The 14,570-nt window shown below is 63.7% G+C and carries 14 protein-coding genes; 11 read left to right on the plus strand and 3 right to left on the minus strand.

All coding sequences use genetic code 11. From position 1 onward, the window contains the following. The first annotated feature begins 260 nt into the window (after positions 1-260). The 11 genes from FLQ03_RS04890 (at position 261) to FLQ03_RS04940 (ending at position 8,824) form a co-directional block, all read left to right on the plus strand. Complete coding sequence (locus FLQ03_RS04890; protein WP_144372841.1) at positions 261-1,025, plus strand: ABC transporter substrate-binding protein; 765 nt, start codon at positions 261-263, stop codon at positions 1,023-1,025. An 87-nt stretch (positions 1,026-1,112) separates the two neighbouring features. Next, positions 1,113-1,877: an ABC transporter substrate-binding protein gene (locus FLQ03_RS04895; RefSeq protein ID WP_144372842.1), complete on the plus strand. Its 765-nt coding sequence runs from the start codon at positions 1,113-1,115 to the stop codon at positions 1,875-1,877. An 84-nt stretch (positions 1,878-1,961) separates the two neighbouring features. Continuing rightward, positions 1,962-2,651, plus strand: a complete 690-nt coding sequence (locus tag FLQ03_RS04900; RefSeq protein WP_144372843.1) for an ABC transporter permease — start codon at positions 1,962-1,964, stop codon at positions 2,649-2,651. Then, the gene (locus tag FLQ03_RS04905; protein ID WP_144372844.1) at positions 2,648-3,379 is read left to right on the plus strand and encodes an ABC transporter permease; all 732 of its coding nucleotides are present in this window, start codon (positions 2,648-2,650) and stop codon (positions 3,377-3,379) included. The genes FLQ03_RS04900 and FLQ03_RS04905 overlap by 4 nt, the downstream gene beginning before the upstream one ends. Positions 3,380-3,389: 10 nt before the next feature. Then, the gene (locus tag FLQ03_RS04910; protein ID WP_144372845.1) at positions 3,390-4,517 is read left to right on the plus strand and encodes a succinylglutamate desuccinylase/aspartoacylase family protein; all 1,128 of its coding nucleotides are present in this window, start codon (positions 3,390-3,392) and stop codon (positions 4,515-4,517) included. Further along, a complete protein-coding gene (locus tag FLQ03_RS04915; protein ID WP_144372846.1) occupies positions 4,514-5,296 on the plus strand; it encodes an ABC transporter ATP-binding protein in 783 nt (260 codons plus the stop codon). The genes FLQ03_RS04910 and FLQ03_RS04915 overlap by 4 nt, the downstream gene beginning before the upstream one ends. Positions 5,297-5,474: 178 nt before the next feature. Next, the gene (locus FLQ03_RS04920) at positions 5,475-6,452 is read left to right on the plus strand and encodes a GlxA family transcriptional regulator (RefSeq protein WP_144372847.1); all 978 of its coding nucleotides are present in this window, start codon (positions 5,475-5,477) and stop codon (positions 6,450-6,452) included. A gap of 173 nt (positions 6,453-6,625) precedes the next feature. Beyond that, positions 6,626-7,084, plus strand: a complete 459-nt coding sequence (locus tag FLQ03_RS04925; RefSeq protein ID WP_144372848.1) for a MarR family winged helix-turn-helix transcriptional regulator — start codon at positions 6,626-6,628, stop codon at positions 7,082-7,084. Beyond that, complete coding sequence (locus tag FLQ03_RS04930) at positions 7,081-7,617, plus strand: cytochrome b (protein WP_144372849.1); 537 nt, start codon at positions 7,081-7,083, stop codon at positions 7,615-7,617. Before FLQ03_RS04925 ends, FLQ03_RS04930 begins: the two co-directional genes overlap by 4 nt. Before the next feature lie 29 nt (positions 7,618-7,646). Next, a complete protein-coding gene (locus tag FLQ03_RS04935; RefSeq protein ID WP_144372850.1) occupies positions 7,647-8,192 on the plus strand; it encodes a YceI family protein in 546 nt (181 codons plus the stop codon). A 62-nt stretch (positions 8,193-8,254) separates the two neighbouring features. Then, a complete protein-coding gene (locus tag FLQ03_RS04940) occupies positions 8,255-8,824 on the plus strand; it encodes a YceI family protein (RefSeq protein ID WP_144372851.1) in 570 nt (189 codons plus the stop codon). A gap of 122 nt (positions 8,825-8,946) precedes the next feature. Here the strand turns inward: FLQ03_RS04940 and FLQ03_RS04945 are convergent, their stop codons facing one another. From FLQ03_RS04945 to FLQ03_RS04955, 3 genes are read right to left on the minus strand one after another with little or no spacing between them, the layout of a single operon-like run. After that, positions 8,947-10,788, minus strand: coding sequence for a sensor histidine kinase (locus FLQ03_RS04945; protein ID WP_144372852.1), 1,842 nt, complete (start codon positions 10,786-10,788; stop codon positions 8,947-8,949). Continuing rightward, positions 10,785-12,425, minus strand: coding sequence for an EAL domain-containing response regulator (locus FLQ03_RS04950; protein WP_144372853.1), 1,641 nt, complete (start codon positions 12,423-12,425; stop codon positions 10,785-10,787). The genes FLQ03_RS04945 and FLQ03_RS04950 overlap by 4 nt, the downstream gene beginning before the upstream one ends. Beyond that, positions 12,418-14,532: a sensor histidine kinase gene (locus tag FLQ03_RS04955; protein WP_144372854.1), complete on the minus strand. Its 2,115-nt coding sequence runs from the start codon at positions 14,530-14,532 to the stop codon at positions 12,418-12,420. Before FLQ03_RS04955 ends, FLQ03_RS04950 begins: the two co-directional genes overlap by 8 nt. Positions 14,533-14,570: the final 38 nt, after the last annotated feature.

A 14,570-nucleotide genomic window follows, 5' to 3' on the forward strand; every position in this document is an offset into this window, starting at 1 on the left:
AACGCATTTCCCTCCAAAAGAAAAAGCCAGTAGAATGCGCCCCCTTCAGACGGTCTGCGGCAGCCTGGTGCGTGGCGGATTGTGCCAGCCCGGCATGCATGCAAAGATTTCGCCGTCCCTCCGCCAGAGAGGGCGCGAAAACAACAAATTGCAACCAAGGTTAGGCCCGCACCGGACTGTGTTCTGTTGTTGCCCTGCAGCAGCATCAGACCCGATCCCGGCTACCGGGGTTCACCATCTTCAAAGTGAGTTATAGCAGCATGAAAAAAGTACTCTTCCTGGCCGCCATGGCCCTGTCCGCTGCCGGCATGTCGGCACAAGCTGAAACCCTGCGCTTTGGTATCGACGGCAACTACCCGCCGTTTGCCAAGCAAGGCGCCGACGGCAAGCTGCAAGGCTTCGACGTGGATATCGCCTACGCGCTGTGCAATGCGATGAAAGTGACCTGCCAGATCGTGCCGCAAGACTGGGACGGCCTGATCCCGGCGCTGAATGCCAACAAGTTCGACGCCATTCTGTCGTCGATGTCTATCACCGAAGAGCGCATGAAAGCGGTGGACTTCACCAACAAGTACTACCACACCCCCAGCCGCATGATCGCCAAAGACGGCACCAAGGTTGACCAGAGCAGCTTCAAGGGCAAGAAGATCGGCGTGCTGCGCGCGTCCATCCAGGAAAAATTTGCCAAAGACTTCTGGGCCAAGAACGGTGCCACCCTGGTGGCCTACGGCAAAGTGCCGGAAGCTTTCCTGGACCTGAAGTCCGGCCGTATCGACGGCGTGTTCGTTGACTCGGTGGTGGGCGATACCGACTTCCTGAAGTCGTCGCAGGGCAAGGGCTACGCCTTCGTGGGCCCCGACTACAACGACCCGAAATACTTCGGCCGCGGTGCCGGCATTGCCGTGAAGAAAGGCAATGGCGCCCTGACCGAACGCCTGAACAAAGCCATCGAGCAGATCCGCAAGGATGGCAGCTACAAGAAAGTACAAGACAAGTACTTCAACTTTAACGTTTACGGCAATTAACCCTGCCTGCCCCGCCCTGCCTCCGCCCGGAGGCAGGGTTTTTCACCCCCAAAACCAGAAAAACACATCACCGTGCCGGAGAGAAACATGAAGAAGCCCTTGCTTGTGCTGGGTGCGCTTGCGCTCGCCCTGACCACTGCCAGCCACGCAGAAACCCTGCGTTTTGCCACCGACGCCAGCTACCCGCCGTTCTCCAAACAGGGGGCCGACGGCAAGATGACCGGTTTTGATCCGGACATCGCCCAGGCGCTGTGCGCGGCGATGAAGGTGCAGTGCGAAGTGCTGCCGCAGGACTTCGACGGCATCATCCCGGCACTGAACGCCAAGAAGTTCGACGCCGTGATCGCCTCGATGAACATCACCGAAGAACGCAAGAAGGCCGTGGATTTCTCCGACAAGTACTACAACATGGCTAGCCGCCTGGTGGCGCGCGACGGTACCCAGATCAACGACGCCTGGTTCAAGGGCAAGAAGATTGGCGTGCTGCGCTCTTCCATCCAGGAAAAATACGCCCGCGAACACTTCGTGAAGCTGGGTGCCAAGCTGGTGAACTACGGCAAGGCGCCGGAATCGTTCCTCGACCTGAAAGCCGGTCGCGTGGACGCGGCGTTCGTGGACGCAGCCGTGGGTGACGTGGACTTCGTCAAGACGCCGAATGGCAAGGGTTTTGCTTTGGTCGGCGCAGATTACAACGACCCGAAGTACTTCGGCATCGGCTCCGGCATTGCGGTACGCAAGGGTGACAAGGCCCTGCTGGAGCGCATCAACAAGGCGCTGAAGCAGATCCGTGCCGACGGCAGCTACGACAAGATCCAGAAGAAGTACTTCAGCTTCGACATTTACGGCAAATAACAGGCGGCAACCGTAGCCAACGCTGCGGCCGGCCTGCCCGGGTTGGCCGCATGCCCCATCAGGCAGGAACAACGGAGTAAGACAATGTTTCTACAGGGTTATCTTCCCAGCATTCTGGAAGGCACCGTGCTGACGCTGCAGGTTGCAGTAGCGTCGCTGGCGGTTTCCGTGGTGCTGGGGCTGATTGGTGCCATGTTCAAGATGGCACCGTCCAAACCGCTGGTCTGGCTGGCCGAGCTGTACTCCACCGTGGTGCGCGGCGTGCCCGACCTGGTGTGGATGCTGCTGCTGTTCTTCGGCGGCCAGATGCTGATCAACGATTTCTGTACCCGCATGGGCTGGCCGGCACCGGAGATCAACTCCTTCTTCGCCGGCGTGATGACCATCGGCTTCATCTTCGGTGCCTACATGACCGAAACCTTCCGTGGCGCCATCATGGCGGTACCCAAGGGGCAGATGGAAGCCGGCCTGGCCTACGGCATGAGCCCGCTGCGTGTGTTTCTGCGCATTACCTTCCCGCAGATGGTGCGCTTTGCCCTGCCCAGTTTTTCCAACAACTGGCTGGTACTGGTGAAATCCACCGCCCTGGTATCGGTCATCGGCCTGAACGACGTGATGTACCGCGCCGACACCGCCAAATCGATTACCCAGGAACCGTTTACCGTGTACGCCGTGGTGGGTGCCATTTTCCTGGCCATCACCAGCGTGTCCGACTTTGCCCTCAAGCGTCTGGAAAAACGCTACTCGCTGGGCGTACGGGAGAGTGAACTGTGATCGACTTCAACCTGATCGTGGAAAAATTCCCCGCCTTCCTGGGCGGCGCCGACGGCGCGCCGATGCTGTCCACCAGCGACGGCCTGCAACTGACGCTGGAGCTGCTGTTCCTGTCGCTGGCCTGCGGCCTGCTGCTGGCGGTACCGCTGGCGCTGATGCGCGTATCGAAAAACCGTGTGGTTGCCGGTGCGGTATGGCTGTACACCTATGTGTTCCGCGGCACGCCGCTGCTGGTGCAGCTGTTCATCATCTATTACGGCCTGTCGCAGTTCGACTGGGTGCGCGATAGCTGGGCGTGGGAATACCTGCGCGAAGCCTACGCCTGCGCCATCCTGGCATTCACACTGAACACCGCGGCTTATACCACCGAGATCATTGCCGGCCAGATCCGCAATACCCACTACGGCGAGATCGAAGCTGCCAAGGCCATGGGCATGAGCAAATGGCTGATGATGCGCCGCATCGTCATCCCGTCGGCGCTGCGCCGCGCCCTGCCCGCCTACAGCAACGAGGTGGTAATGATGATGCAGTCCACCTCCATTGCCGGCCTAGTGACGCTGGCCGACCTCACCGGCGTGGCACGCCGCGTGTTCAGCGACACCTACATGCCGTTTGAACCGTTCATCGTGGCGGCCTGCTTCTATCTGGTGCTGACCTTCATCTTCGTCTGGCTGTTCAAGCTGGCCGAGCGCCGCTGGCTGGCCTACCTGGCCCCGCGCAAGCACTAAGGAGACCGGCATGCAACGACAGGATCACCCGCTGCTGTCCCCCAGCCTGACCACGCAGCGCAGCATCAGCAGCTTCCATTTCGGCACCCCGGGCAGTGGCCAGAAGGTCTACATCCAGGCCAGCCTGCACGCCGACGAGCTGCCGGGCATGATGACCGCCTGGCACCTGAAGCAAAGGTTGGCCGCACTGGAAGCCGAAGGCCGCCTGGCCGGCGAGATCATCCTGGTGCCGGTGGCCAACCCCATCGGTCTGGACCAGAACCTGAACGGCGTGGCACTGGGCCGCTTCGAGCTGGGCAGTGGCCAGAACTTCAACCGTTACTACCCGGCCTTCGCCCGCCAGCTGTTCGCACTGCTGCGCGAGCAACTGGGCTCGGACGCAGCAGCCAACACCCGTCTGGTGCGCCAGCACCTGCGTAGCATGGTGGCCGCCATCGAGCCGGCCAGCGAGCTGGCAGCACAGCGCAAGACGCTGATGCTGCTGGCCTGCGACGCCGACGTGGTACTGGACCTGCACTGCGACCTGGACGCCGCGCTGCACCTGTACACCGGCACCCCGCTGTGGCCGCAGTGCGAGCCGCTGGCGCGCTACACCGGTGCCGCCGCCACGCTACTGGCGGAAGACTCCGGCGACAACCCGTTCGACGAAGCCTGCAGCCAGCTATGGTGGCAACTGCGCGACCTGGTGCAGGAAGCCGGGCTCGACGCCGCCATCGACATGGCCTGCCTGTCGGTTACCGTGGAGCTGCGCGGCCAGGCCGACGTCAGCCACGCGCTGGCAGCGCAGGACGCCGACGCACTGCTGGCCTTTCTGACCTACCGCGGCATCATCCGCGGCGACGTCGCCCCGCTGCCGGCGCTGGTATACCCCGCCACGCCGCTGGCCGGGTCGGAAAGCCTGCTGGCACCGCACGCCGGCGTGGTGCACTACCACGTTACCCCGGGCACCGAGGTGGCACCCGGCCAGCTGCTGGCCGAAGTGATCGACCCGATCAACGACCGCGTCACCGCACTGCGCGCCAACCGTGGCGGCATGCTGTACGCCACCGATAGCCGTCATTACGCCATTGCAGGACAGTGGCTGGCCAAAGTTGCCAGCGCCGAAGCCTTCAAAACCGGAAAGTTGCTCTCAGCATGAACCAGACATCCAACATCAAACTGCAAGTGCAGGACCTGCACAAAAGCTACGGCAGCCACGAAGTCCTGAAAGGCGTGTCGCTGACCGCCCACGCAGGCGACGTGATCAGCATCATCGGCTCTTCCGGCTCCGGCAAGAGTACCTTCCTGCGCTGTATCAACATGCTGGAACAGCCGAACAGCGGCAGCATTGCCGTCACTGGCGAGCAACTGGCGCTGACCACCGACAAGCGCAACGGCGCGCTGAAGGCCGCCGACGCCAAACAGCTGGCACGTATCCGCACCAAGCTGGCCATGGTGTTCCAGCACTTCAACCTGTGGGCGCATATGACGGTGCTGGAAAACATCATCGAAGCGCCGGTCCACGTGCTGGGCGTGCCGAAGGACGAAGCCATCGCCCGTGCCCGCAAGTACCTGGACAAGGTTGGCCTCAAAGGCGTGGAAGACAAATACCCGTCGCACATGTCCGGCGGCCAGCAGCAGCGTGTGGCCATTGCCCGCGCGCTGGCGATGGAACCGGAAGTGATGCTGTTCGACGAGCCGACCTCGGCGCTGGACCCGGAGCTGGTGGGTGAAGTGCTGCGCGTGATGCAGGACCTGGCCCGCGAAGGCCGCACCATGGTGGTGGTGACCCACGAAATGGGCTTTGCCCGCGAGGTGTCCAACCACGTGATCTTCCTGCACCAGGGCCGCATCGAAGAGCAAGGCAACCCGCGCGAAGTGCTGGCACAACCGAAGAGCGAGCGCCTGGCGCAGTTCCTGTCCGGCAGCCTGAAGTAAGCCCGGCTTGCCTCCCCCGCGCCATGCAGGCTACAAAACCTGCATGGCGCCGTTTTTTTATGGCATCGCGCCACGCCGGCTGCTTTTTGCGCAGCGCGTATTGCCTGCTACCGGCGCGCAAGACACAATGCGCGCTTGATTCACCCCGCTGCCCCGGCACGGTACCCAGCTCACGGATATGGCCACCAATACTGCCCAGAACAAACCGGTCCGCTTCGGATTCCTGCTCCTGCCCCATGCCTCGATGGCCGACCTGGCCATCGCCACCGAGGTGCTGACCCGCGCCAACCAGCTGGCCGAACGGCGCGCCTACGAATTCCTGCCGCTGTCGCTGACCGGTGAGATGGTCACCATGAGCAACGGCATGCGCATGCCGGTGGACCTGCCGCTGGCGCACGCCCCCAAACTGGACGTGCTGGTGGTACTGGCCGACGAAGTGGGCATCGACGTGTCTGCCGACGAGCTGGCCAAAGCTATCGGCGGCCAACTGACCGAACACATGCTGCTGGCAGGCGTGGGCTGCGGCAGCTACTGGCTGGCGCGCGCCGGCCTGATGGCCGGGCACCGCGCCACCATCCACTGGCAGGAAATCAGCCGCCTGACCGACGAGTTTCCCGACGTCATCGTATCGTCCAATCTTTTTGAACAGGATGGCCAGCGTTTGAGCTGTGCCGGCGGTGCCGCCACCTTCGATTTCATGATGGCGCTGGTAGCGGCCAACCTGGGCCAGGAATTTGTAGCCACGCTGTCCGAAGTGTTCAGCATGGAGCGGCTGCGCCCGGGCAGCGAGCGGCAGCGCATTCCGCTGGCTACCCGCATCGGCGGCAGCCAGCCCAAGCTCACCGAAGCAGTCAGCCTGATGGAAGCCAATATCGAAGAACCGCTGACCACCGACGACATCGCCTACTACGTCGGGGTATCACGCCGCCAGCTGGAGCGGCTGTTCAAGCAGCACCTGGGCACCGTGCCATCCAAGTACTATCTGGAGCTGCGCCTGAGCCGCGCCCGTCAGCTGCTGCAGCAAACCAGCAAATCCATCGTGCAGATCGGCCTGGCATGCGGTTTTTCCAGCGGCCCGCACTTTTCCAGCACCTACCGCAGCCATTTCGGCATCACCCCGCGTGAAGAGCGCGCGCAACGCGGCACCGCCGCCTAGCCGTAACGCCCCCAAAGCAAGCCACCGCAAGGTGGCTTTTTGCTGCCCGCTTGCCTCGCCCAAAGCCGACAAAGCTTCTTCAGTTTTACTGAAATTGTTTTGCAGAAAAGATTGATTTTTTTTTAGTACTAACTGGAACTATCCTACACAGAACTTACTCGGAGACGCGTCAGATGACACAAAAGACCGCCCTGCACCGCTCGATTCCGCTGGTACGCGAACTGGTTCGCACCTACCAGGCGTTCGAGCAACTGAGTACGCAACGCATCCGCCTGCACGGCCTGACGCACCCGCAATTCGACGTCATCGCCACGCTGGGCAACACCGCAGGCATGAGCTGCCGCGAGCTGTCGGAACGCACGCTGATCACCAAGGGCACCCTTACCGGTGTGCTGGACCGCTTGCTGGAAAAAGGCCTGATCACGCGCACTGTACCGGAGCACGACCGCCGCAGCCTGTTTGTGGCACTGACACCGGCTGGCGAGGCCGTATTCAACGAAGCCTTCCCCGACGTGATTGAACACTGCGGGGCGGCCATGGATTATCTGGACGACGCCGAACTGGCGCACCACATCACGCTGCTGGCAGCCCTCCGGGCCGCCATCGGCAAGAAACTGGAGCAAGCAGAATGACGCAGAACACCCGTTACCACCCGCTGCAAATCGTGCTGCATGGCCTGATGGCCGTGTTGATGGTCTGTACCTTCGCCTTCGGCAAATACGTACACAGCCTGCCGCTGTCGCCGGCCAAGTTCCAGCTGATCAGCTACCACAAGTGGGCCGGCATGGCCGTGCTGCTGCTGGTGGCCATCCGCATCGTGGTGCGCCTGGCCAAAGGCGCCCCGGCGCTGCCGGCCAGCATGTCCGCCGCCGCCCGCCTGGTGGCGCACGCCGGTCACCTGCTGCTGTACGTCTTGATGATTGCCATTCCGCTGTCCGGCTGGCTGATGAGCTCGGCCTACGGCATTCCGGTGGTGATGTTCGGTGTATGGCAATTGCCCGACCTGATTGCGGCCAACCCGGAGCTGGCGCCACAGCTTGGCCAGATCCACGGCCTGCTGAATACCGTGCTGCTGCTGGCCGTACTGGGCCACGTAGCCGCCGCGCTGAAACACCATTTTATCGACAAGGACGGCCTGCTGAGCCGCATGAGCCTGCGCGGCTAACCCCGCGTGGCACACACAGGAACCCACCCATGAAAAAAGCACTCCTTCTGCCGTTGGCGGCCCTGCTGGCTGCCCCGGCCTTCGCCCAGCCGGTCGACCTGACCAAGAGCCAACTGGCCTTTACCCTGAAACAGATGGGCGTGCCGATGTCCGGCAGCTTCAAGAAGTTTGCGGCCAACGTGGACTTCAACCCGGCGCAAGCGGAAGCCGGCAAGGCCGACATCAGCATCGACGTAGGCAGCATCGCGTTGCCCACCGGCGAAGCCAGCGCCGAAGCGCGCAAGAAAGAATGGTTCAACGCCGCCCAGTTTCCGCAGGCCCGTTTTGTGTCCACCAGCATCAAGTCGCTGGGTAACAACCGCTACCAGGTGAACGGCAAGCTGACGCTGAAAGGCATCAGCCGCGACGTCAGCGCCCCGTTTACCGCCACCGCCCAGGGCAAGACCCTGACCGTGGACGGCACGCTGCCGATTTCGCGCCTGGCGTTCAAGATCGGTGAAGGCAGCTGGAGCGATACCGGCACCGTCGCCGACAACGTGGACCTGAAATTCCGTCTGGTGCTGGTCAACCCCTGATACCCGGAACCCGCATCAACCGTTTTTGTACTGATAGCCCCACCCTACTCTGGAGAGAGAACATGATCCGTACCGCCCTGTTTGCCGCCCTGTTCGCCACCGCTGGCGCCGCCTTTGCTGCCCCGGTTTCCTACAACGTTGACCCCACCCATACCTACGCCAGCTACGAAGTGAACCACCTGGGCCTGTCCACCCAGACCGGTACCTTCACCAAGGTAGCCGGCAAGCTGACCGTGGATGAAGCCGCCAAGTCCGGCAGCGTGGACATCACCATCGATGCCGCCTCGCTGCAAACCTTCCTGGGCGACCGCGACAAGCACCTGAAGAGCGCCGATTTCTTCAACGTGGAAAAATTCCCGACCCTGACCTACAAGTCCACCGCAGTCGAGTTCAAGAACGGCAAGCCGGCTGAAGTGAAAGGCAACCTGACCCTGCTGGGCGTGACCAAGCCGGTCACCCTGAAGCTGGTGAACGTGACCAAGGCCAAGCACCCGATGACCGGTACTGAATCCTGGGGCGCCAACGCTGTGGCGACCATCAAGCGTAGCGAATTCGGCATGAAAACCTTCATCCCGGCGATCAGCGACGAAGTGAAGCTGAACATCGCACTGGAAGCCGCCAAGGCCGAATAAGCCCGAAGCACGTAACAAGGGCGTCTGCCAGGCAGACGCCCTTGCTATATCAGACAGCGCCGGTTTGCCTCGTCAACCGGCGCTGTTTTTTTACCGGCCGGTCGGGCATGCTCGTGCCGCACCTAGCCCGCTGGCGGCTGCCATACCGCGGCGGTTTGCAGGTGCACACTGGCAGACAGCGGCAGCAGCACGGTAAACACCGAACCGTTGCCCTCACTGCTTTGCACACTGATTTCGCCGCCGTGCATCTGCACCAGCTCCCTCACCAGCGACAGCCCGATACCACTGCCAGGAATGCCCTGCGAGGTGCTGGCACGGAAGAAGCGGGTAAACAGCCGCTCCTGCTCCGCTTCCGGAATCCCCACCCCCCAGTCGCGCACGGCCACCCGTACATGACCGCCATCCAGGCCGGCATACAGGGCTACCCGCTGCCAATTGGGCGAATACTTGATGGCGTTGTTCACCAGGTTGGAAAAAATCAGCCGCAACAGCTCGGCGTCGCCATCCACCGTCAGCGGCGCGTCGGCGCGGGCCTCCAGCTCGATCTGACAATCGGGGTAGATGTCGCGATGCAGCTCGATCAGCTCCGACAGCAAGGGCAACAAGCGCACCGGCTGCAGCTCCACCGTAATCTGCCCCGACTCCAGCCGGCTCAGCGTCAGCACGCTGTCGGTGAGCGTGACCATGTGCTTCACCATATCGCGCGTGCGCTGCATGCGCGCCAGCAGCTGTTCGCCGCTGAACTGTGCCGGGTTGCGCAGGATGCGCTGCGCAATGCCGTCGATCACCGACAGCGGCGTGCGGTACTCGTGCGACACCATCGACACAAATCGGCGCTGCATCTCCAGCAGTTCGCGCTCGTGCAGCAAGGTGGTTTCCAGCGAGCGCTCGCGCTCGCGGATATGCGAGATGTTCAGCACGCTGGCCAGTACGCTGGGAATGCCGCGATAGTCCACCAGGCAGCTGGTCAGGCTGGCCTCGAAACGCTCGCCCTGGCGGTCGCGCAGCACGGTCTGGAAGTCGGACACCATGCCTTGCAGCATCAGCAGATCCAGAAAGCGCTGGCGGTCTTCCGGCTTGTCGTACAGCGCCACCGACACCGGCGTCAGCTCGCTGCTGCTGCCCAGCCACATGCCGTACAGCTCGATCGCCAGCCGGTTGGCGTAGCGCACACGGCCACCGTCCAGCTCGGAAATCACCATTGGTAACGGCAGCGCATCCAGAATGCTTTGCAGCTCTTCGCTGCGCTCGCGCTGCAATTGCAGCAGTTTTTCGCGGTCGCCCACGTCGTGCTGGCTCACCAGCAGCGCCGGTTCGCCATTGGCCGGGTCGGTCACTTCGATCATCTGCATCTGGTGCCGCGCCTGGCTACCGTCGGCCAGGTGCACGTCCACGATGCGCCGCACGGCGCGGCTTTCCGATACCGCCGAGCGCAGCTCGCGCGCCAGGCCCTCGTCCTGCAGGTTGGCCGCCAGCGCGTCGTCGGCCGCCGGCAGATAGTTACGCGCGGCCGGGTTGCGTAGCAGCACGCGGCCGTGCAGGTCGTACAGCGACACCATCTCGCGCACATGGCGCAGCATTTCCAGCGCGCGCGAGGTATCGCTTTCCTGGTCTTGCAGGCAAGCTTCCACCTGCATCAGGTCGGGGGTATCGGGCCGGAACGGCGAGCAATAGCAGTTGATCTGTACCGGGCGGCCACGCGGATAGATGGTCCAGCTTTCGCGCAGCACTTCGTCGCGGCTAAACGCATCGCGATACGTCGCCAGCCGCAGCCGCGCTGCCTCGCTGCTGGCGCTGAAATCGCGCTGTTGCAAGGCGTCCAGATCCGGCGCGTCCCATAGCTGCAAGGCCGCGCGGTTGGCCCAGACTATGGTCTGGCGGCTGAACTGGTACAGCCAGATCGCCGTTCCCAGGCGTTCCAGCACCGGCAGGGCGGCCTGCCAGTCTTCAGGCAAGGTCATCATGGCGCCTCCAGCAAGGCAAGCAGGTCGGCCAGTGCCATCGGCCGGTGGAAATGGTAGCCCTGGGCATAACGGCAGCCCAGTTGCTGCAGTGCGTCGGCCTGGTCGGCGTTTTCCACGCCTTCGGCCACCACGGTGCAACCCATGGCGCGCGCCAGGCCGATCAGCCCTTCCACGATCTGGGCATCGATGGCTTCGTGCGCGATATCGGTGACAAAACTGCGGTCGATCTTGATCACTTCGGCGCGCAGGCGCTTGAGATAGGCCAGCGAGGCATAGCCCATGCCGAAGTCGTCCACCGCCAGCTTGGTGCCCATGCCACGCAGGGCGGCCATGGCGGCTTCCACTTCCGGCGTCAGGTGCGCCATCGAGGTTTCGGTGACCTCGATCTCCAGGTTGGCCGCCAGCGCCGGCAGGCTGCGCAGGCAGTCGCGGATGAAGGCCGGCACCCCGGCGTCCAGGCTTTGCCCGGACAGGTTGAACGACAACACCAGCTGCGGCCGGGCGGCCACCAGCTTGCCGGCGGCAGCGACAATGTGGGTAATCACCCAGCGGTCCAGTTCGGCGGCCAACCCCATGCGCTCGGCCGCCGGCACAAAGAAGCCTGGCGACAGCGCGCCAATGGCGGAACCAGGCCAGCGCAGCAGCGCCTCGGCGCCGACAATGCGGCCGCTGGCGATATCCACCCGCGGCTGGAACACCAGCTCCAGCTCGCCACGGCGGATGGCCTCGGCCAGGTTGCGTTCCGCGTAGCGCGAGGCCTCCAGCGCGTGGTAATCGGCGTCGCCCAGGTCAAGGAATCGGCGCGCGTTGCCGGCGCTAAGAAAATTGAGGTGGACAGCGCACGCCTCTACCAGCGCACTGGCGTCCAGACGGCGCAGCGCCGGCGACGTCCAGTCCACCCGGATGCGCAGCATGCTGAAGGTGTAGTTCACCGAAACGCCGGCCACCACAATCTGGTGCCGCTGCAGGCTGGCCGGTACCCGGTTGTCGGCCAGCTCGTCGCGTTCTACCAGCGCCCAGCAGCCGTCGGTCCAGCCGTAGACCTTGCCGTCTTCGGCCAAGGTTTGCAGCTGGGCGGCCACTTGCTGGCGCAGCAGCTGCTGCTCGGCCAGCGACAAGCGGATGGACAAGCCCAGGTAGCTGTCTATCTTCACCAGCAGCAGGCTGACCGGTGCCACCACCCGGCGCGCCGATTCCAGCCGCTCCAGCAGCAGGTTGCGGGTAAGGAACAGACTGCCGGCACCGGCATACACGTCGCTGCGCCGGCGGCGCTGGATGCGCGAAGCCACCGACGCCAGCAGCAGATCGAAATCCACCGGTTTGACCAGGTAATCCACCACGCCCAGTTCGCGGCCGCGGATCTGGTTCTGGCGGTCGCCCAGCGCGGTCAGCATCACGAACGGTACCGGGTCTTCGCTGCTGGCGTTCACCGCCTCCAGTAACTCGAAGCCGCTCATGCGCGGCATCGATACGTCGCACACCACCAGGTCGGGCTGCTGTTCGCGGATGACGATCAGCCCTTCGGCACCATCGCGCGCCTGCAGCACGCGGTAGCCGGCAAAGGCCAGCTCTTCGCACAGCAGCATGCGGATGGTGTTGTCGTCCTCGACACAGAGGACGGTTTTTTGCTCAGACATCGTCAGCTCCCGCTTGCGGCAAACGCACCGTCACGATCAGGCCGTGGCCGTCGGCGGTGTCCAGTTGCCATTGTCCGCCCATTTCGGTGACAAAGCGCGCCACCATGGTCAGCCCCAGGCCGCTGCCATCGGCACGCTGCTGCGCGCCGCGATAAAAAGCGTGTGCCAGGTGCGGTAGCTCGTCGGCCGGCAAGGCCGGGCCACTACCGCTGACTTGCAACTCCCAGGCGCCGTCGTGCTGCCGGCTACGCACGTGGATCGGCCCGCTATCGTGCCGCACAGCGTTGGCCACCAGCTCTTGCAGCACCGCCTGCAATAGCGAAGCGCGCAGCGGTGGCGTCAGCTCGGCGTCGATCTGGCGCTGCAGCCGCTCGCCGGCGGCGGTGGTCTGCGCGATCTGGTCCAGCAGCGGCGACACCGCCACGCGCTGCTGCGGTTCGCCATTGTCGGCCACCGGCAACAAGGCCAGCAGGCTGCGGTCCAGCGTGGCCGCCAGCCGCTCGCCGGCGTCACGGATCAGCTGTACACGGCTTGCCAGTACCTCGGCGTCAGGCTGGCGGCGCTGCAGGGCTTGCGCGATAGAGTCGATCTGCGCCAGCGGCGTGCGCACTTCGTGCGACAGCACCTCGATGAAATGCTGTTGTTGCTGGTTGATGCGGCGCTCGGCCGACAGCGCCAGCTCGGTGCGGTGGCGGGCCTGCTCTTCTACGTTGGCCGCTTGCGCCAGGCGGTCGCCCATCTGGCGGATATGGCGGCCCAGCTCGTCCAGTTCGGTAATGCGCTGGCTGGCAATCGGCGCGTGGTAATCACCGGCACCGATGGCGGCCACTGCCTGCTGGAAGTCGGCCAGCGGGGCGACCACCTGCTGGCTCATCTGGCGGGCTCGCCGCGCCAGCAAGGCAAAGAACACCACGTAGAACAGCAGCAGCCCGGCCAGCATCAGCCAGCCGACGTCGGTCATGCGCTGGTGCAGGCGGGAAGCCTCGGCCAGGATGGCCGGCTCTTCCGCTACCATCAGCAAGGTCCAGCCCGGCCCCGCGACGCGCGACCACGCCACCATCTCGCGCTGGCCGTGCGCCAGCTTGACCGATAGCAAACCGCTGGCTCGCTGCTTGATGGCCAAGGCCAGCGGTTTACCCTCCGGCTGCAAATCGATACGGAAACGTTCCGGCTTGAACACGTTCTGGCGAATGGCTTCGGTGTAGCTGTGCTTGCCCAGTTCTTGCAGCGCCCAGTCGTGCTCGCCTTGTGGCGGCAGCGCCAGAATGGTGCCGTCGCGGCCCAGCAGCATCACGTAGGCGCCCCATGGCAGGTCCAGCTTCAGCAGATCGTCCACTACCGTCTGCAGCGTGATGTCGATGCCTACCACGCCGGCCAGCGTATTGCCCTGCCATACCGGCGCAATCGACGACACCATCCAGCCTTGGCCGGCCGGGTCCAGATAGGCATCGGTCCATACCGCCTTGCGGCCGGGGTTGTGTTTGGCGTCGGCTTCGTAATAGAAGTTGTACGACGGAATATCCATCCGCGGCGGGTACTGGCCCTTGACGTCGAAGTACGGGTAGATGCGGTTGAAGGAATCTTTGGTATTCAGGTACAGCTGCGCGATCAGCGGGTTGCTGGCCTTGGCGTCACGCATGAACGGGTCCAGCTGTACGCTGCGCTGGATTACCTGCTGCTGCGCGGCGCCCAGCGGCACGATGCCGCTGTAGAAAGCCGCAGCGCCGCCATTGTCACGAGTCGTCACCACGCTGCCATCGGCCTGCGGCGCGTAGCGTGCCAGTTCGGCGGCGGTGGGCTGGTACGGGGTGTCCAGCGCATGCTGCGCATGGGCGGCAAACAGGCGGGTCACGCCGGCAACGGCGTCCAGCCGTTCGGTCAGCGCTCGGGCCTCGGCCTGTACCGTGCGCGGCAGGAACGCCTTGGACACCTCGCCCACGGTGCGGCTGTTGTCCTGGTAGATCATCTGCGCACTAAGCCAGTAAATCAGCAGAAAACCCAGCTCGATGAACAGCAGCGGCAACAACGCCGTGCGCAGGAATGAGCGCCAGAACCAGCTGTCCAGCCTGACCTTCACCGTCATACCGCCCCCGCTTGCATTATCCATTTACAAATACGCCGGTCGTTCTTAAACAACATTATCAG

Source organism: Vogesella urethralis (assembly GCF_007644045.2).
In the GTDB taxonomy this organism is placed as follows: Bacteria; Pseudomonadota; Gammaproteobacteria; order Burkholderiales; family Chromobacteriaceae; genus Vogesella; species Vogesella urethralis.

Bases quoted from the DNA above. Each gene is read 5' to 3' on its own strand.
- FLQ03_RS04890 (WP_144372841.1), top strand. From the start codon at position 261: ATGAAAAAAGTACTCTTCCTGGCCGCCATGGCCCTGTCCGCTGCCGGC.
- FLQ03_RS04955 (WP_144372854.1), bottom strand. From the start codon at position 14,532: ATGGATAATGCAAGCGGGGGCGGTATGACGGTGAAGGTCAGGCTGGAC.
- FLQ03_RS04910 (WP_144372845.1), top strand. From the start codon at position 3,390: ATGCAACGACAGGATCACCCGCTGCTGTCCCCCAGCCTGACCACGCAG.
- FLQ03_RS04930 (WP_144372849.1), top strand. From the start codon at position 7,081: ATGACGCAGAACACCCGTTACCACCCGCTGCAAATCGTGCTGCATGGC.
- FLQ03_RS04900 (WP_144372843.1), top strand. From the start codon at position 1,962: ATGTTTCTACAGGGTTATCTTCCCAGCATTCTGGAAGGCACCGTGCTG.
- FLQ03_RS04940 (WP_144372851.1), top strand. From the start codon at position 8,255: ATGATCCGTACCGCCCTGTTTGCCGCCCTGTTCGCCACCGCTGGCGCC.
- FLQ03_RS04895 (WP_144372842.1), top strand. From the start codon at position 1,113: ATGAAGAAGCCCTTGCTTGTGCTGGGTGCGCTTGCGCTCGCCCTGACC.
- FLQ03_RS04920 (WP_144372847.1), top strand. From the start codon at position 5,475: ATGGCCACCAATACTGCCCAGAACAAACCGGTCCGCTTCGGATTCCTG.
- FLQ03_RS04935 (WP_144372850.1), top strand. From the start codon at position 7,647: ATGAAAAAAGCACTCCTTCTGCCGTTGGCGGCCCTGCTGGCTGCCCCG.
- FLQ03_RS04950 (WP_144372853.1), bottom strand. From the start codon at position 12,425: ATGTCTGAGCAAAAAACCGTCCTCTGTGTCGAGGACGACAACACCATC.
- FLQ03_RS04925 (WP_144372848.1), top strand. From the start codon at position 6,626: ATGACACAAAAGACCGCCCTGCACCGCTCGATTCCGCTGGTACGCGAA.
- FLQ03_RS04945 (WP_144372852.1), bottom strand. From the start codon at position 10,788: ATGATGACCTTGCCTGAAGACTGGCAGGCCGCCCTGCCGGTGCTGGAA.
- FLQ03_RS04915 (WP_144372846.1), top strand. From the start codon at position 4,514: ATGAACCAGACATCCAACATCAAACTGCAAGTGCAGGACCTGCACAAA.